The organism is Streptomyces sp. NPDC044921 (assembly GCF_056432865.1).
The window spans coordinates 132656-149572 of record NZ_JBWKIF010000002.1 but is presented as its reverse complement, the minus strand read 5'-3'; the positions used below and the strand labels follow the sequence as shown (position 1 = coordinate 149572).

14 protein-coding genes and 1 pseudogene are annotated in these 16917 nt (G+C 75.1%); 8 read left to right on the top strand and 7 right to left on the bottom strand.

Annotation, left to right across the window (positions count from 1 at the left end; genetic code table 11):
* Positions 1-3: 3 nt before the first annotated feature.
* Positions 4-1116, bottom strand: coding sequence for an NAD(P)H-dependent flavin oxidoreductase (locus AC07DA_RS03315; protein ID WP_479124135.1), 1113 nt, complete (start codon positions 1114-1116; stop codon positions 4-6).
* Positions 1117-1274: 158 nt separating this feature from the next.
* Between AC07DA_RS03315 and AC07DA_RS03310 the strand changes: the two genes are divergently transcribed.
* Positions 1275-3056 carry a serine hydrolase domain-containing protein gene (locus tag AC07DA_RS03310; RefSeq protein ID WP_479124134.1) on the top strand — a complete coding sequence of 594 codons (1782 nt, stop codon included), beginning with the start codon at positions 1275-1277 and terminating at the stop codon, positions 3054-3056.
* Positions 3057-3080: 24 nt separating this feature from the next.
* Here the strand turns inward: AC07DA_RS03310 and AC07DA_RS03305 are convergent, their stop codons facing one another.
* From AC07DA_RS03305 to AC07DA_RS03290, 4 genes and pseudogenes are all read right to left on the bottom strand, one after another.
* Positions 3081-3272 carry a DUF2795 domain-containing protein gene (locus AC07DA_RS03305; protein WP_479124133.1) on the bottom strand — a complete coding sequence of 64 codons (192 nt, stop codon included), beginning with the start codon at positions 3270-3272 and terminating at the stop codon, positions 3081-3083.
* A 97-nt stretch (positions 3273-3369) separates the two neighbouring features.
* Positions 3370-4947: a phytoene desaturase family protein gene (locus tag AC07DA_RS03300; RefSeq protein WP_479124131.1), complete on the bottom strand. Its 1578-nt coding sequence runs from the start codon at positions 4945-4947 to the stop codon at positions 3370-3372.
* Positions 4948-5332: 385 nt separating this feature from the next.
* A complete protein-coding gene (locus AC07DA_RS03295) occupies positions 5333-7585 on the bottom strand; it encodes a serine/threonine-protein kinase (RefSeq protein WP_479124697.1) in 2253 nt (750 codons plus the stop codon).
* A 69-nt stretch (positions 7586-7654) separates the two neighbouring features.
* Positions 7655-8305 (bottom strand): annotated as a pseudogene (locus tag AC07DA_RS03290) (oxygenase MpaB family protein); the annotation flags it as partial.
* A gap of 269 nt (positions 8306-8574) precedes the next feature.
* Between AC07DA_RS03290 and AC07DA_RS03285 the strand changes: the two are divergent.
* Together AC07DA_RS03285 and AC07DA_RS03280 are read left to right on the top strand one after the other, a co-directional pair.
* Positions 8575-10089, top strand: a complete 1515-nt coding sequence (locus tag AC07DA_RS03285; RefSeq protein WP_479124129.1) for an ABC transporter substrate-binding protein — start codon at positions 8575-8577, stop codon at positions 10087-10089.
* A gap of 12 nt (positions 10090-10101) precedes the next feature.
* Positions 10102-11859 (top strand): ABC transporter permease subunit, encoded by a 1758-nt coding sequence (locus tag AC07DA_RS03280; RefSeq protein ID WP_479124127.1) that lies wholly within the window; start codon positions 10102-10104, stop codon positions 11857-11859.
* Between the two features lie 469 nt (positions 11860-12328).
* On the opposite strand, the gene AC07DA_RS03275 is transcribed toward AC07DA_RS03280, so the two are convergent.
* Both AC07DA_RS03275 and AC07DA_RS03270 read right to left on the bottom strand, forming a co-directional pair.
* A complete protein-coding gene (locus AC07DA_RS03275; protein WP_479124125.1) occupies positions 12329-13507 on the bottom strand; it encodes an acyl-CoA dehydrogenase family protein in 1179 nt (392 codons plus the stop codon).
* 113 nt (positions 13508-13620) lie between these two features.
* Positions 13621-13995, bottom strand: coding sequence for a four-helix bundle copper-binding protein (locus AC07DA_RS03270; protein ID WP_479124123.1), 375 nt, complete (start codon positions 13993-13995; stop codon positions 13621-13623).
* Between the two features lie 125 nt (positions 13996-14120).
* Here AC07DA_RS03270 and AC07DA_RS03265 point away from each other — a divergent pair, with 125 nt between their 5' ends.
* The 5 genes from AC07DA_RS03265 (at position 14121) to AC07DA_RS03245 (ending at position 16917) form a co-directional block, all read left to right on the top strand.
* On the top strand, positions 14121-14564 hold the full coding sequence (locus AC07DA_RS03265; RefSeq protein WP_479124120.1) for a ChaB family protein: 444 nt from the start codon (positions 14121-14123) through the stop codon (positions 14562-14564).
* Between the two features lie 37 nt (positions 14565-14601).
* On the top strand, positions 14602-14967 hold the full coding sequence (locus tag AC07DA_RS03260; RefSeq protein WP_479124119.1) for a DUF6479 family protein: 366 nt from the start codon (positions 14602-14604) through the stop codon (positions 14965-14967).
* Between the two features lie 69 nt (positions 14968-15036).
* Positions 15037-15390 (top strand): DUF8129 domain-containing protein, encoded by a 354-nt coding sequence (locus tag AC07DA_RS03255; RefSeq protein WP_479124117.1) that lies wholly within the window; start codon positions 15037-15039, stop codon positions 15388-15390.
* 465 nt (positions 15391-15855) lie between these two features.
* A complete protein-coding gene (locus AC07DA_RS03250) occupies positions 15856-16311 on the top strand; it encodes a hypothetical protein (RefSeq protein ID WP_479124115.1) in 456 nt (151 codons plus the stop codon).
* 120 nt (positions 16312-16431) lie between these two features.
* Entirely contained in the window at positions 16432-16917 is a 486-nt protein-coding gene (locus tag AC07DA_RS03245; protein WP_479124113.1) for a cation:proton antiporter regulatory subunit, read from the top strand.

Here is a 16917-nt window from a genome sequence, read left to right as displayed (position 1 = left end):
TGTTCACGACGGGCCGCTCCTTCCCGCGATGCGGTTGATGCGGTCCACGGCCTTCTCGAAGCCGCGGGTGAGGTCGTCGAAGACCTCCTGGACGCTGCGTTCGCCGGTCATCCGCCCGACGATCTGCCCGACCGGGGTGCCGAGCAGGGGCTCGACCTCGTACTTCTGGATGCGTGAGACGGCCTCGGCGACCAGCAGGCCCTGCAGTGGCATGGGCAGCGGTCCGGGCCCGGCCGGATCGTCCCAGGCGTCGGTCCACCCGGTGCGCAGCTGGCGGGCCGGTTTTCCGGTCAGGGCGCGGGAGCGGACCGTGTCGCCGGACCCCGCGGCGAGGAGTTTCCGGGTCAGGGCGGGCGAGTGGAGGTCGGCCTCGGTGGTGGTCAGCCACAGGGAGCCGAGCCACACGCCCTGGGCGCCGAGGGCGAGCGCGGCGGCCACCTGCTGTCCGCTGCCGATGCCGCCGGCGGCCAGCACGGGCAGCGGGGCGACGGCGTCGACGACCTCGGGGGTGAGCACCATGGTGGCGATCTCGCCGGTGTGGCCGCCTGCCTCGTACCCCTGCGCCACGACGATGTCGATCCCGGCCTCCCGGTGCTTGACGGCGTGCCGGGCGCTGCCCGCGAGCGCGGCGACGAGGACGCCCCGGTCGTGGGCGCGGGCGATGACGTCGGCGGGCGGGGAGCCGAGGGCGTTGGCCAGCAGCCGGATCGGGTGGTCGAAGGCGACGTCGAGCTGGCCGCGGGCGACCTGTTCCATCCAGCCGGTGATGCGCCAGCCGGCCGCCTCGCCCTCGGCGAGTTCGGGTACGCCGTGCCGGGCGAGGGTGTCCTTGACGAACTGCCGGTGCCCCTGCGGGATCATCGCCTCCACGTCGGCCTCGGTGACGCCCTCGACCTTCCTGGCGGGCATCACGACGTCGAGGCCGTAGGGGCGGCCGTCCACGTGCGCCTCGATCCAGTCCAGGTCGCGTGCGAGCTCGTCGGGGGCGGTGTAGCGGACCGCGCCGAGGACCCCGAGGCCGCCGGCCCGGCTGATGGCCGCGGCGACGGCGGGGAACGGCGTGAAGCCGAAGACGGCGTGCTCGATTCCCAGTGTCTGGCTCAGCTCCGTCTGCATGGGCGCAGGATGCCGGAGTCCCCCGGAGGACGGAAGAGGTTTTCTGACGTTCCGTCAGACGCGTGCGCGGACTTCCCCGTTCCCCGGCCGGTTCGCGCGGGGGCGCGGCGGACATACTCCGGGGGACGCGCGAGACGGCTGGGACGAAGGGGTACGCGGTGACCGACAGACCGGCGAACGGCGAACTGACCCGGCGTCGACTCGGCCGGGCGGGACTGGCCCTGGGCGGTGCGCTCGCCCTCGCCCCGCTGCCGGCCGGACCGGCCGGAGCCGCCCCGGCGGCGGGAGGCGGGCGGCCCACCCTGCGGCACGGCTCCGCCGCCCGGGCCGGACTGCTCGCCTCCCACCTGCGCCGCCTCGTCGCCGACGCCGAGGCGTTCCTCAACCCCTCCCCCACGCACCCCTGGTACGCGGGCGCGGTCCTGCTCGCCGGACGCGGCGGCACCGTCGCCCTGCACCGGCCCATCGGCACGGCGGTGCGCTACCGGGCCTACGACGAGAAGACCGACACGGGTGTGGAGTTCCCGCCGGACCAGCAGATCCCGATGGCCGAGGACACCGTCTTCGACCTGGCGTCGGTGTCGAAGCTGTTCACGTCGATCCTGGCCGTGCAGCAGATCGAGCGGGGCGCGCTGGCGCTGGAGGCGGCGGTCGCCTCCTACCTGCCGGACTTCGGGCGCGCCGGCAAGCAGGACGTCACGATCCGGCAGCTGCTCACGCACACCTCGGGGTTCCGCTCCTGGATCCCGCTGTACAGCGCCCCCACGTACGAGGACAAGCTCCGGCGCATCTGGGACGAGAAGCCGGTCAGCGCCCCGGGGACGGCCTACCTGTACTCGGACCTGAACCTCATCTCGCTCCAGCTCGTGCTGGAGCGGAGCACGGGCCGCGCGCTGGACACCCTGCTGCGCGAGGAGATCACCGCGCCGCTCGGTCTGCGCCGCACCCGCTACAACCCGCCCGCCTCCTGGCGGCCGAGCATCGCGGCGACGGAGGACGCGCGCCCGCCGTGGTCCGGCCTGAACCGGGGCCTGGTGTGGGGTGAGGTGCACGACGAGAACGCCTTCGCGCTGGGCGGGGTCGCGGGCCACGCCGGCGTGTTCTGCGACGCGTGGGACCTCGCGGTCCTCGGCCGCACGCTGCTCAACGGCGGCGCCTACGGACGGGCCCGCGTCCTGGAGCCGGAGTCGGTGCGGCTGATGTTCACCGACTTCAACACCGCCTTCCCCGGCGACGAGCACGGCCTCGGGTTCGAGCTCCACCAGCACTGGTACATGGGCGCGATGGCCACGCCGCGCACCGCGGGGCACACCGGCTTCACGGGCACCTCGCTGGTGCTCGACCCGACGAGCGACTCGTTCCTCGTCGTGCTCGGCAACTCCGTGCACCCGGTGCGCGGCTGGCGCTCCGGCTCGGCGCCCCGGGTGGCCGCCGCGAACCACCTGGCACGGGCCGTGCCGGTCCGTCCCGCGCGCGGCCGCACGGCCTGGTTCTCCGGGATGACGGCCGCCACGACGGCGACGCTCGCCCTGCCCGCGCTCGACACCTCCCCCGGCGGCGCGCGGCTGGACTGCGCGCTGTGGTGGGACACCGAGCCGAAGGCCGACGTCCTGGTCCTGGAGGCCACCACCGACGGCGGTACGACATGGCAGCCGGTGCCCTTCACGACGTCGCGCCGCGGCGAGGACCCGGTCCCGCGTCCGTCCGGCTCGGTCACCGGCTGGTCGGGCCGCGTCTGGCACCGCCTCGCCGCCCGCCTTCCCGCCGCCCGGGCCCTGACCCTGCGCTGGCGGTACGCGACGGACCGGCTGTACGTGGGCCGCGGCTGCTACGTGGACGGGCTGCGCGTGACGGCGGCCGGCGGCGTCCTCTTCGACGAGGCGCGCCCGGCGGACGCGTCGCGGATCGAAACGGTGGGATGGACGCCGTCGGCCGACTGAGACGGCCGGGTCACGGGCTCCGGGTCACTGGTTGAAGACGGCCTTCTGCACCTCGTTCGGACCGTCGAAGCGGTTCTCCTTCAGACCGTCGAGGGTGCTGACGACCTTCTCGTCGGCGTTGTTGCTGCGGGCACGCTCCACCAGGTGCTGCTTGTCCGTGGGGTAGTCCATGCCCTTGAGGGCCTTCTGCAGATCGGTCGGGCTGAGCTCGGCCATGAGGGCCTCCCGGGGGGTGGTGCGACCGTCCGCGCGGGGCGGCCGGCGGTTGCTTGTCTCCTCGTCCTGTCGGAGTGCCCCTCGATCGGCGTGCGATTCAGTCGTTTCCTTTTTCCAGTACCGCCATCGCCGCGTTGTGCCCCGGCACCCCGCTCACCCCGCCCCCGCGCACCGCTCCCGCCCCGCACAGCAGGACGTTCGCGTGCCGGGTCTCCACACCCCAGCGGCCGGTGCCGTCCTGGGCGTACGGCCAGCTCAGCTCCCGGTGGAAGATGTTGCCGCCGGGCAGGCCCAGGTCGCGTTCCAGGTCGAGCGGGGTCTTGGCCTCGAGACAGGGACGGCCGTCCGCGTCGGTGGCCAGGCAGTCGGCGAGGGGTTCGGCCAGGTGGGCGTCGAGCTGGGCGAGTGTCGCCTTCAGCAGTTCCTCGCGCACCGCGTCGTTGTCCCGTGCGAACAGGCGGGCCGGGGTGTGCAGGCCGAACAGGGTCAGCGTCTGGTAGCCCTGCTCGGCCAGGTCGGGGCCGAGGATCGTCGGGTCGGTGAGCGAGTGGCAGTAGATCTCGGAGGGCGGCGCGGCGGGCGGCTCGCCGGCGGCGGCCTGCGCGTGGGCGGTGGCCAGTTGCTCGTAGCCCTCGGCGATGTGGAAGGTGCCGGCGAAGGCCTCGCGCGGGTCGACCGAGCTGTCGCGGAGCCGCGGCAGCCTCGTGAGCAGCATGTTCACCTTCAGCTGGGCGCCCTCGGCGGGGCCGGGGGGTGTGTCGCCGGTCAGGTCGGCGAGGGCCTGCGGCGAGGCGTTGACCAGGACGTGCCGGGCGGCGACCGTGCCCTCGCCGCCGGCCGTGCGGTAGGTGACCTCGGCGGTGCGGCCGTCCGTGGCGACGCGCAGTGCCTCGTGGCCGGTGGCGATCACGGCTCCGGCCGAGCGGGCCGCGTCGGCGAGCGCGTCCGTGAGGGCTCCCATGCCGCCGACCGGGACGTCCCAGTCGCCGGTGCCGCCGCCGATCACGTGGTAGAGGAAGCAGCGGTTCTGCTTCAGGGACGGGTCGTGGGCGTCGGCGAAGGTGCCGATGAGCGCGTCCGTGAGGACCACGCCGCGGACCAGGTCGTCGTCGAAGTGCTCCTCGACGGCGACACCGATCGGCTCCTCGAACAGGGTCCGCCAGGCCTTCTCGTCGTCCAGGCGACCGCGCAGCTCCTCGCGGGTGGGCAGCGGCTCGGTGAGGGTGGGGAAGATCCGCTGGGCCGCGCGGCCGGTCATGCCGTAGAACTCCCGCCAGGCCCGGTACTCGCTCTCCGAGCCGGTGAGCCGGGCGAAGGCCTCCCGGGTGCGCCGTTCACCGCCGCCGACGAGGAGGCCGGTGGGCCGGCCGTCGCGCTCGGCGGGGGTGTAGGAGGAGATGGTGCGAGTGCGCACCCGGAAGTCCAGGCCGAGGTCCCGGACGATCTTCCTGGGCAGGAGGCTGACCAGGTACGAGTAGCGCGACAGCCGGGCGTCGACTCCGGTGAAGGGCCGGGTGGACACCGCCGCGCCACCGGTGTGCTCCAGCCGCTCCAGCACCAGCACGGAGCGGCCGGCCCGGGCCAGGTAGGCGGCGGCGACCAGGCCGTTGTGGCCACCGCCGACGATGACGGCGTCGTACGTCCGGTGCGCGCGGGGTCCCAGGGGTGCGGTCATGGTTCTTCGTAACACGGGGTGATCCGGGTCGGCCAGAGCTGCGCGGGGCCTCCGGCGGACACGGCGGGCCGCTTCGGGCAGGCCGGAGCCTCGGCCGTGGGGTCGGTGTCCGCCGGCGGTGCGGGCCGGGGCGCGGCGCCCCGCTGCGGCGGCGACCGGGCCGTGAGGGAACGCGGTGAGCGCTCCGGCCGGCCGGCAGCCCTCCGCTCCGCGGCGAGTCCCGCCGGCAGCCGTCGAGCTCGTCCGGGATGCGGCGGGCCGCTCGGGCCGGCACCGGCCGCACCGGTGACCGCTGGGATCCAGTCGCCGGGGTCTTCGATCCGCCGGGTCCTGATCGGGCGGGAGGCGGGGCCCGCCGGAGGGGCCCTCGGAGTCCCGGCGGTGCTCAGCGACCGCCCGAGGCCCGATGGCCGCTGGACGTCCGCTGTTCGCGCAGGGCCGCCACCGTGCGGTACAGCTCCGCGGCCTCCGTGGCGTGGCCCAGCTGCTGGAGGCAGTGCGCCTCGTCGTTGCGGCTGGCGAGGGTGTCGGGGTGGTCGGCGCCGAGGACGCGGGCGCGGGCGGCGGCCACCCGCCGGTACTCGGTGAGCGCGTCCGCCCAGCGGCCCAGCCAGCCCAGGCCCACGGCCACCTCGCGGCGGCTGACCAGGGTGTCCGGGTGGTCGGGGCCGAGGACCCGCTCGCGGACGGCGCTCACCTCGCGGGACTGGGCCAGGGCCTCTTCCCAGCGTCCGAGCCGCCCCAGGTTGACGCACCGCCCGTGCCGGGCCCGCAGGGTCTCCGGGTGGGTGGGGCCCTGCACCCGGCCGCGATCCTCGGCCAGGGCCGTGTAGAGGTCGAGGGCTTCCGCGCTGCGGCCGAGGCGGCCCAGGCTGATGCCGATCTCGTGGCGGGCGGCGAGCGTGTCCGGGTGGTCGGCGCCGAGCGCCCGGAGGCGGGCCTCGGCGACCTCGCGGTAGGTCTGCAGCGCTTCGGCCCAGCGCCCCAACTGGCCGAGCGCGTACGCCACCTCGTAGCGGGTGACCAGGGTGTCGGGATGGTCCGGGCCGAGCACCCGGGTGCGGGCGGCGGCCACCTCCCGGGCCAGGCGGTAGGAGTCCTCCAGGCGGCCCAGGCGGCTGAGGTTGAACGCGAGGTTGTGCCGGCAGCGCAGGGTGTCGGGATGGTCCGGGCCCATGGTGCGCTCGCGCGCGGTGAGGACGGAGGTGTAGACGCGGTGGGCGTCGAAGGGGCGGCCCAGCTGGCCGAGCACGTAGGCCATCTCCTGGCGCGCGGCCAGGGTGTCGGGGTGGTCCGCGCCGAGCGTGCGGATCCTGGCCTCGGTGACGTGCTTGTACTCGCGCAGGGCGTCCGCGGCGCGGCCGGTGCGGCTGAGGGTGAAGGCGACCTCGTAGCGGCTGGCGAGGGTGTCGGGGTGGTCGGGCCCGAGGAGGTGCTCGCGTTCGGCGGCGACCGCCCGGTGCACCTCCCCCGCCTCCGTCCAGCGGCCGAGCCGGCCGAGACTCAGGCCCGCGTTGTGCCGGCCGGCCAGGGCGGTGAGGACCTCGGGGGACGGGGCGGGCCGCTCCTCGGGGACGGGTTCCTCGACGACGGGCCCGATGGCGGGACGCGCGATCCACTCGCCGGACAGCCCGGCCGCCGGGTCCGGGGCAGTGGTGCGCAGTGCGGTGCCGGCCGCCCTGCGGCCGGTGGTCATGCCGTGCGTCCAGGAGGGCAGCCGGCCCCCCGCGCCGGCCAGCGCGCCGGGGGCGGGCCGGGGCGCCACGACGGCCGGCACGTACACCGGCGCGGCCCGGTGGGCGCTGATTCTGCGGGCCAGCTCGCGGGCGTCGCCGGGCCGTTCGTCCGGTTCCTTGGCGAGCAGGTCGAGGATGACCCGCTCCAGGTAGCCGGGCAGTTCGGGGCGGTGCTCGCGCGGCGGCCGGGGCGGGGTGTCGCGGTGGCCGACCAGGATCGCCCAGGCGTCGTCGAGGTCGAACGGCGGTACGCCGGTGGCGATCTCGTACAGGACGCAGCCGAACGAGTACAGGTCGCTGCGCTGGTCGACCTCGGTGCCGCCGATCTGCTCCGGGGACATGTAGTGCGGGGTCCCCATGGCGACGCCGGTGCCGGTCAGGCGCGAGGTGAAGCCGATGTCGTGGCCGAGGCGGGCGATGCCGAAGTCGCAGATCTTCACCGTCCCGTCGCCGAGCCGCACGATGTTGGCGGGCTTCAGGTCCCGGTGGACGATGGCCTGTTCGTGGCAGTAGGCGAGTGCGGCGGCGACCTGTTCGGCGATCTCCACCACGTCGGCGACCGGCAGCGGGTGCTGTCTGTTGTCCTCCAGCAGCTGGCTGAGGTTGCGGCCGTCCAGCAGCTCCATGACGAGGTAGAGGACGCCGTCGGACTCGCCGAAGTCGTGGACGACGGTGATGCCCCGGTGCTGCAGGGCGGCGGCGACCCGGGCCTCGCGGCGGAACCGCTCCCGCAGGACGCGGGTGAAGGCGTGGTCGTGGTTCGGTCCCAGCGGCTTGAGGCACTTGACGGCGACGTGCCGGCCGAGGGACTCGTCCCGTGCCCGCCACACCTCGCCCATACCGCCGCGCCCGATCAGGTCGAGCAGCCGGTACCGGCCGTGGATGAGCCTGCTGTCCCCCATCTCGCGCGACGCTCCCCCCGGTAGCCGTTCGCCCGCCCCGCCCCCTGGCCCACCCAGTATGGCGGCCCACCGCCCGAGTTTGTACGGTGCCGGACGCGCGTCCGGGCCGAGCCGCGCCAGGGCGCGCGGGATGTGTTTGGGAGGCAGTTGCCACCGCACACGTGCGGGGACGCGGCGCAGCAGGAGGCCCGTGAGGCGCAGTTGCCGGGTGACGGCGGCGGGTCCGGGGGCCGCTCTGCCGTACAACTCGTGGGCGTACGGCGGCAGGGAGGCGTACGCCAGGTGTGCCACACGCCGCCAGAGCACCGCGCGCGCCGGTACGAGGAGCGGGTGCGTCGGGGGGCGGAGCGGGAAGTCGTCCACCTCGCGTGCCTCGGGCCCGGCGGCCGGTTCGGGGCGCACCCGGTCGCAGTACTCCGCCAGTCCGGCCCGGTCGGCGGGTACGGCGCCGGGGCCGAGCCCGACCAGGCGTGCGTTTCGCCGGTGTTCGCCGACGTGGCGGTCGGCCTCGGCGTCGGTGCGGCGGAGCCCGGACCGGCGCGGGAGGTGCAGCTAGGAGTCGATCTCGGCGCGGTGCACCCAGAGCAGCAGGGCGGGGTCGCCGACGCCGTAGCGCTCGCCGGTGGCGGAGTCGGTGGCGGACAGCGGGCTGCGGATCCCGCGGACCCGGGCGCCCGCCCGCTCGGCGGCCTCGGTGGTGCCGTAGGTCGTCGTGCCGACGCGGTGCGCCGCAGCTGGCCCCCGGGTCCGCGCCTGTCATGCGCCTCACCGCCGCCCCGGCCCACGATGTCACGGCCCGAACAGCCGGTCGACACCACCGGGTTCACCGCCCGCGGCCTCCGGACGCGGGGGCCGGCGATGTCCAGTCGTTGAGATTTCATCCACCCGGGCCCGAGGTTGGTAAGGCTTCCCTTATATGCTGGCGCCGCCGATCAAGCCCGGGCCCGGCCCGGCCGGCATGCCCCGCCTCACGCACGACAGGATCCGACATGCGCACCACCTCCCGCGGTCTTTTCGCGGCGCTCGCCCTCACACCGCTGCTGGCCGGCTGCTTCGCACCGGGCGGCAACGACGCCGGGGCCGCGGGACCGGGCGGGCGGCTGCGGATCGCGCTGGCCGTGCCTCCGGTCCAGGCGCTCTCCCCGTACAGCAACGACGCCACCGTGCTGAGCAAGCTGTCCGTCGCCGAGGGCCTCACCGCCCTCGACCGCGACGGCAGGGCCAAGCCCGCCCTGGCGAAGTCCTGGAAGCAGGACGACGACACCACCTGGACCTTCGAACTGCGCCCGGCCACCTTCCAGGACGGCACCGAGGTCACCGCCCGGTCCGTCGTCGAGGCGCTCGACCACGCGAACGCGGCCGAGCCCAGGCCCCGTGTCCTCAGCGACGTCACCCTCACCGCCGAGGCGAAGGACGCCGACACCGTCACCCTCACCACCAAGTCGCCCGACCCGGTGCTGCCCCTGCGGCTGGCCAGTCCGGCGCTGGCCATCCTGTCGCCGAAGGCGTACGCGAAGGACGGCGCCGTCAGCCCGGTCGGCACCGGCACCGGCCCGTTCGAGATCACCCGGCTCAGCGGCAAGACGAAGGCGGCGCTGAAGCGCTACGACGGTTACTGGGGCGGCAAGGCGAAGGCCCCGGGCATCGACGTGAGCTGGATCGCGGACGGCACGGCCCGCGCCAACGCGCTGCGCGGCGGCGAGGCCGACATCGCCGAGTGGATCCCCACCGCCCAGGCGAAGCTGCTGGACGAGGCGACCCGGCACGAGGTCCCGTCGGTGCGCACCGACAGCCTGATCCTCAACACCCGCGGCGGCCTGTTCGCCGACGCCGGGCTGCGCGCCGCCGCCCGCGCTGCCGTGGACGGCTCCGCGCTGGTCGACTCCGTCTTCGGCGGCTACGCCGACCCGGCGCAGGGCCTGTTCGGGCCCGCCGTCCCGTGGGCCGCCGACAAGCGCGTGAAGGTGACCGGCCGTGCCGGGGCCGCGACCGCCGCCCGGGTGAAGTCCGAGACCGGGGGCAGGACCCTGCGCCTGGCCACCTACACCAACCGGGCCGAACTCCCCGAGGCCGCGACCGTGCTCCAGCAGCAGCTGGAGAAGGCCGGGTTCACGGTGAAGCAGGACGTGCGCGAGTACACGCAGATGGAGTCCGACCTCCTCGCCGGGAAGTACGACGCCCTCGTCTTCTCCCGCGTGACGCTCCTGGACACCGGTGACGCGGTCGACTACCTCGCCAGCGACTTCACCAGCGAGGGCGTCTACAACATCGCCGGCCTCAAGGACCCGGCAGTGGACAGCGCCATCCGGGCCGCGGCCGGGGAACGCGACACCGGGCGCCGCCAGGAGAAGATCATGAGGGCGGAGGCGGAGATCCTGCGCACCGACGCGGTCGTGCCGCTCGTCCACGAGCGGGTCGTGCAGGGCATCGCGCGGAACGTCGAGGGTGTCGTCCTCGACCCGCGCGAGCGCTCCCTGGTCGACCTCGGCACCCGCCTGAAGTAGGCCCGGATCCCCGTGAGCGTCGCCCACACCCCTGCCCGCCCCCTGCTCTGGCCGACGGCGGCCGGCCGTGTCCTCGCCGGGGCCGCGCTGCTCGGCGCGGTGGCCGCGCTGCCGTGGCTGTCCGGCGCGGACCCGGCCCGTACCGTGCTGCGCGCCCGCTCCGCCGACCAGAACCCCACCCCGGCGGAACTGGACGCCGTCCGGCGGCAACTGGGGCTGGACGAGGGACCGTTCGCGCACCTCGCGCACTGGCTGGCCGGCCTGCCGCGCGGGGACGCGGGCGTCTCCTGGGTGTCGGGCGAACCGGTCATGCCCCAGGTGGCCACCGCCCTGACGGTCTCCCTGACACTGGTGCTCGGCGCGCTGGTGGTCACGGCCGCGGTGACGGGACTGGTCTGCGCCCGCACGGTCCTGCTGGGCTCGCGGCGCCGGCTGCGGCGGGACCGGGCCGGCGGCACGGCCGCCGTGCTGGCCGCGCTGCCGAAGTTCCTCCTCGCCTCGGTGCTGGCGACGGTGTGCGGGGTGTGGTGGGGGTGGTTCCCGTCCAGCGGGTGGGAGGGACCGCAGTCGATGGTGCTGCCCTCGCTCGCGCTGGGCATCCCCTCGGGGGCGATGCTCGGCGGTCTGCTCGACCAGGCCCTGCCCGCGGCCTTCCACGAACCGTGGGCGCGCACCGCCTGGGCCACCGGGCTCCCGCCCGGCCACATCGCCCGCAACGCGCTGCGCCGCACCCTGCCCGGCATGCTGCCGCAACTGCTGCCGACCGTGGTGGCCCTGGTCGGGGGCGCCGTCGCCGTGGAGAAGATCTTCAACATCCCGGGGCTCGGCCGGCTCGCCCTGGACGCCGCCGTCGCCCAGGACCTCCCCGTGCTGCAGACGGCGACCCTCGCCCTGGCCGTGCTCGGGGTGGCCGCGGGCGCCGTGATCCGGGCCCTGCGCCAGGCGCTGCTCGGCCGGCCCCTGCGCGACGGCGCGCTGCCGGCCCTGCACCGGCCCCCGCTGACCGTGCCGCGCTCCCTGCGCTGGGCCACCGCGGCCTGCGCCCTGGCCCTGCTCGCGCTGGTCACGGCCGGTCTGCTGCGCGACCCCCTGCAGGTGGACACGGCGGCGCGGCTGCTGCCCCCGTCCCCCGCACACCCGCTGGGCACGGACGCCCTGGGCAGGGACCTGCTGGCCCGGCTCGGGCACGGGGCGCTGCGCACAGCCGGTGTCGCCCTGGCCGTGACGGCCGTCAGCGCGCTGACCGGGCTCCTGCTGGGCATGGCACCGCGCGCCAGCGCCGGTCTCACCGAGGTGGTGTCGACCCTCCCGGCCGTGCTCGCCGGGCTGCTCGTCGCAGGGGTGACCGGGCCGTCGGTGTGGGGTGCCGCCTGCGCGGTGTGCGTGGTCGGCTGGAGCCCGTACGCCGCCCAGACCGCCGCGCTGCTCGAACAGGAGCGCGCGAGCGGTCACATCGCCGCGTCCGTGGCCCTCGGCGCGGGGCGGCTGCACCTGATGCGCCGTCACCTGCTCCCCGCGCTCGTACCGCCCCTGCTGCGCAACGCCCTGCTGCGGCTGCCCACCACCGTTCTGGTGCTGGCCTCCCTCGGGTTCCTGGGCCTGGGCCAACAGCCGCCCACACCCGAGTGGGGCCGCCTGCTGTCGGAGAACCAGCCCTACGCAGAACTGGCCCCGTGGACCGTTCTCGGTCCGGCCGCGGCGCTGGTGGTGCTGTCCGTGCTGGCGGTGACGGGCAGTGTGCTGGGGCGGGGGAAGGGCGAGTCCCGGTAGGCGTTCCCGCGGCCGGCCGGTCGGCCGCCGCCCGGGGACCGCTCGATCCGGCCCTCCCCCCGGAGGAAGACCTCGTGCGGGGCGGGGTTCAGGACCGCGGACCCTCACGCGGCAGCCGCGCGTGCCCGGCCGGGTCGGTGAACAAGGTGGCCGTGCCGGTGGTCACCACGCTCCAGCCGGCCTGGGCGCGGCCGAAGTCACGGACCGCACGCCAGGGTCATCGCTGGGCGGGCAGTGCCTACCGGGAGAACACGGTCCGGCCCGCGGGCACCCGGGCCATGAGCCGCAGGCACTCCCGCCGACTCGGTGCACCGCATCCGTCGTTGGCGTCCATCCGCCGTCTCGTCCCCCGCCCGCGCCGCCCCGCTGGGCACTCCCGTCCCGGGGCGAACGACCGGACCGGGCCAGGATCCATCGGCCCATGGCGGGGTGACGAAGAGGCTCTTGTGAGCGGGCCCGCCCTGCCCGTTCAGCGCCGCACCCGCGGCATCCCCAGCCCGAGCCACGAGATGATCTCCCGCTGGATCTCGTTGTTGCCGCCGCCGAAGGTGAAGACGACCGCCGAGCGGTAGCCGCGTTCCAGTTCGCCGTGCAGGACCGCGCCCGCGGAGGCCTCCTTGAGCGCGCCGGGGGCGGCGGTGATCTCCAGGAGCCAGGCGTAGGCGTCGCGGCGCGCCTCGGACCCGTAGACCTTCACGGCGGAGGCGTCCTGCGGGGTGAGGGTGCCGTCCTGGACGGCGTTGACCATCTGCCAGTTGAGCAGCTTGAGCGCGTCCAGGCGGGCGTGGGTGCGGGCCAGGAGGCGGCGGACCCAGGGCATGTCGGCGACGCGGCGGCCGTCGGCGAGCTTGGTCTCCATGGCCCAGCGCTGCACGTCGTGCAGGGCGCGGATCGCCATCGTGCCGTGGGCGGCCAGGGTCACGCGCTCGTGGTTGAGCTGGTTGGTGATCAGCCGCCAGCCCTCGTTCTCGGCGCCGACCCGGAGGGAGACGGGGACGCGGACGTTCTCGTAGTGGCCGGCGGTGGTGTCGTGCGAGGCCAGCGTGTGGATGAGGGTGCAGGAGTAGCCGGGGTCGGAGGCCGGCACCAGGAGCATGGTGATGCCCCGGTGCGGTGGCGCGGCCGGGTCGGTGCGCACGGCCAGCCACACCCAGTCGGCGGTGTCGCCGTTGGTCGTCCAGACCTTCTGGCCGTTCACGACGTACACGTCGCCCTCCCGGACCGCGCGCGTGCGCAGGGACGCGAGGTCGGTGCCCGCCTCCGGCTCGCTGTAGCCGATGGCGAAGTCGATCTCGCCGGAGAGGATGCGCGGCAGGAAGTACGCCTTCTGCTCGTCGGTGCCGTACCGCATGATCGTCGGGCCGACGGTGTTCAGCGCCATGAGCGGCAGCGGCACGCCGGCCTGTGCGGCCTCGTCGAAGAAGATGAACTGCTCCATCGCCGACAGGCCGCGCCCGCCGTACTCCTGCGGCCAGCCCACGCCGAGCCAGCCGTCGGCGCCGAGCCGCCGGATGGTGTCGCGGTAGAACCGCTTCTGGGCGGCCGGGTCCGTGTGCCGGGCGTACGCGTGGTCCGGGACCAGTTCGGCGAAGTAGGCGCGCAGTTCGCTGCGCAGCCGCTGCTGCTCGGGCGTGTGGTCGAGGTGCACGGCGCCTCCAGGCTCCCCAGGGCGGTCCTGTCGGCGCACACCGTAGAACGTGTTTCAGAAATTGGGAATGGCGAGGCCGCGTCGCGATGGCGCGAGGCGGCCCGCCGCGGCGGTCAGTCCAGGGTCGCGAGGAAGTCCGTGCAGGCCCGCGCACAGGCCCGGCACGCCGCCGCGGAGTCCTCCGCCCCCGGTTGCCGGTCGAAGACGTGCGCGGCCTCCAGGCAGACGGTCCGGCACCACTCCACCTGGACGCGGATGCTGTTCTCGTCCACCTGGTTCTGCTCGGACAGCACACGGCAGGTGGCGTCGCAGACCTCCGCGCACATGATGCCCTTGCGCCGTACGAGTTCCTGGTTCTCGGTGCCGTCGGGATCCACGAGGCTGGCGCGCAACGCGCACGCCCGGGCGCACTCGGTGCAGGCCTGGGCACAGGCGAAGCGGTCCTCCAGGAACCGGAACAGCTCCTGCTGGGATGTCGTCGAAGTCACACCGCGCGGGTAGCCCCGGGCGACCGTGGTCAAACCCGGTCCCGCCACGGGTTCCGGCCGGTTTTCCGGCCCGGCCCGCCGGGCACCCGGCCGGCCCGGAACGACGACGCGCGGAGGTGGGTCACATGCCCGGGCGAGAGGAACTCCCGTCGACCCTGGAGCGCTCCTCGCAGGAGGCGCAGCGCACCTGGATCAAGGCGCACGACTCGGCCGTGGAGCAGTACGGCGAGGGCGAGCGCGCGCACCGTACGGCGTTCGGCGCGCTGAAGCACACGCACGAGAAGGTCGGCGACCACTGGGAGCGCAAGGAGGGCGGCCGCAGGGGTCCCTCGGACCCGCGGTCGGCCCGGCCCCGGCAGCAGGGCGGACGCAGCGGCGAGGGCGTCGACGAGCAGGCCTCGAAGGCGCACCTGTACGACCTCGCGCAGCGGCTGGGCGTCGAGGGGCGTTCGCGCATGTCGAAGGCGGAGCTGCTCCAGGCCGTCCGCGAGGCCAACCGCTCCCGGACCCGCTCGGCGCGGTCCCCGTCGGATTCCTCCCGGTCGCGATCGTCGTCGCGTTCGAGGTGAGCCGGTTCATGACGAGGTCCAGGGGTACTCGCGTGGCATGAATACCGCATGGATGGAGCTGGCCGCGGGCCGAGGCGCCCTCGGCATCGGGCTGGGTGTGGCGGGCGTGGTGGTCGTGGCCCTGCTGCTGGGGGCCTTCGTCCTCGGCTTTCGCAACAAGCGCAAGGAACTGCCCACGCCGCGACCGGAGGAACAGCCGCAGGTGCCCCCCGGGGGGCCGGTCCGCGAGACGAGCGAGCGCCGCGAACCCGACGAGATGCCCAGAAGCGAGGAGCGTCTGACGCCGCACGAGCTGAAGACCAACGGCCGCCAGAGCGACCGGACGAGCGACTCGCAGGAGCGGCCGCGCTGGAACGAGGGCAGCAGCGGCGGCTTCGGCAGCGGCGGGCCGGGGGCCCGCTGAGCCTCCGCCGCCGTCACCGTCACCCCGCCCCCGGTCGTACATCACGTCGTACACAGGGAAGTGAGAACCATGGCCGATCCCGCCCGCAACACCCTGCCGCTGCCCGACTACGACCATCTGCCCATCGGCGGCCTGGAAAGCCGGGTGCGGTCGCTGTCCGCGGACGAGGTCGAGGAACTGCTGGCGTACGAGCGGTCGCACGCCGACCGGCTGCCGGTGACCGAGCTGCTCGGCTCACGGCTGGAGCAGCTGCGCTCGGGCGCCGAGCCGACGTCCGGCGACCCGAACGCGCTGCGGCCCGAGGCGGCGCAGGGGGGCCGGGGAGGATCCCGCGTCACACCCGCGACGTCGCCCCAGCCGCACAGCGCCCCGCCGCACGGCACGCCCGACCAGCCGGCCCAGCCGAAGGCCAACCGCACCTAGCGAAGCCGTAGCCGGCGAAAGGGCCCGTGCCTGCGCACGGGCCCTTCGCCATGCCCGCACTTCCGCCATGCCCGCACTGCGAGGGAACGAGGTGGACACCGGTGTGGGCAGGCCCCGGAGGCCTGCGTCCCCCTGCCGTGCTCGTCGTGCCGGCACCCGCCCGGCGCGCCGCCGTCGGTGGGGTGAGCGGCCGGTGGAGCAGCCGTGCGAGCGGGCCGCCCGGTGCGCCCCGCCGTCCGCCGTCGGGCGAGGCCGCCGGCCGGGAGCGGTCCGGGCGCTGCTGTCGGGCGAGGCAGCGGGCCACCGGCGACCGCGTCCGGCCGGCACGGTCCGGCCCCCGCGGGCGGGTGGGCCCCGCGGTTCCCGCGCCCCCGGGGACCTCATGCGGCTCCAGGGCCCGGACGGCATACTGATCTTGCACGGGCGTGAGATCGGTGCGAGGGCCGGAGAGGGGATGAGCGGAGCGTGGCGACCGGAGGAACGAGCGGGCGGGGAACGCCCGGTGAGCCGGACGGCGTCCCCCCGGTGCCGGACGAGGTGTGGCTGCGCTTCCTCACGGACAGCGAGTCCGCCATACGCGACTCGGCGCCCAGGGAACCGTCCGCGAGGCAGCGGGCGCGCGGAGAGCAGCCCCAACTCCCGCACACCGTGGGGGACCTGTGGCAGCCGGAGGAGCTCTGGGTCCGGGTGGCCTGGCGGGATCTGGACCGCCGCGCCAAGGCCCGGCGCGCGGGACGGGTCGCCGCCACCGCGGCCGCCGTGGCCCTGGCCCTCGGCGCCTGGTCCCAGCTGGCCACGAGCACCGGCACGGGCGGCCGGCCGGAGGACGGCACCGTGCGGCAGGTCGAGGGCGCCACGGTCGGGCTGCCCACGCCCACCCCCCGCCCGTCCGGGCCTCCTTCCCCGGAGCACTCCAGATAGCACACGCGGACGGGACCCCTGCCGCGCGGCCGCCTACGATGAGCCCCACGGGCCGGTTCCCCACGCGGCCCCCGCAGACGAGCCCACCGGTACGCGCACGCCGACCGAAGGGGGACAGTCATGAGCGCGCCCCGCCTCAGCAGTACGCCGTTGCCGGGCATCGGCGTCCGCTACGACCTGACGACCCGGGAGCACCGCCGCCTGTCGGTGGTCGCCCACCGCGACGGCCACCGCACGATCAGCGCCTACCGCGAGGACGACCCGGACGCCTGCGACCTGTCCGTGCGGCTGACGGCGGACGAGGCGGCCACCCTCATCGACGCGATGATGCCCGCCCACCACACGCCGAACCTGCTGTCCACCACCGACCTGGGCCTCGTCGCCGAGCGGATCGAGCTGCCCGGCTCCTCGCACTGGAACGGGCGGCTGCTGGGCGAGTCACGGATCCGCACCGACACGGGCGCCTCCGTGGTGGCGGTGCTGCGCCGGGCCGACGCGATCCCCTCCCCCGCTCCGGACTTCCGGCTCGCCGGCGGTGACGTCCTCATCGTGATCGGGACCCGCGAGGGCGTGGAGGCGGCCGCCGCGATACTCGGGCGGGAGTGA

Bases quoted from the DNA above. Each gene is read 5' to 3' on its own strand.
- AC07DA_RS03315 (WP_479124135.1), bottom strand. From the start codon at position 1,116: ATGCAGACGGAGCTGAGCCAGACACTGGGAATCGAGCACGCCGTCTTC.
- AC07DA_RS03305 (WP_479124133.1), bottom strand. From the start codon at position 3,272: ATGGCCGAGCTCAGCCCGACCGATCTGCAGAAGGCCCTCAAGGGCATG.
- AC07DA_RS03300 (WP_479124131.1), bottom strand. From the start codon at position 4,947: ATGACCGCACCCCTGGGACCCCGCGCGCACCGGACGTACGACGCCGTC.
- AC07DA_RS03295 (WP_479124697.1), bottom strand. From the start codon at position 7,585: ATGGGGGACAGCAGGCTCATCCACGGCCGGTACCGGCTGCTCGACCTG.
- AC07DA_RS03285 (WP_479124129.1), top strand. From the start codon at position 8,575: ATGCGCACCACCTCCCGCGGTCTTTTCGCGGCGCTCGCCCTCACACCG.
- AC07DA_RS03265 (WP_479124120.1), top strand. From the start codon at position 14,121: ATGCCCGGGCGAGAGGAACTCCCGTCGACCCTGGAGCGCTCCTCGCAG.
- AC07DA_RS03260 (WP_479124119.1), top strand. From the start codon at position 14,602: ATGAATACCGCATGGATGGAGCTGGCCGCGGGCCGAGGCGCCCTCGGC.
- AC07DA_RS03255 (WP_479124117.1), top strand. From the start codon at position 15,037: ATGGCCGATCCCGCCCGCAACACCCTGCCGCTGCCCGACTACGACCAT.
- AC07DA_RS03245 (WP_479124113.1), top strand. From the start codon at position 16,432: ATGAGCGCGCCCCGCCTCAGCAGTACGCCGTTGCCGGGCATCGGCGTC.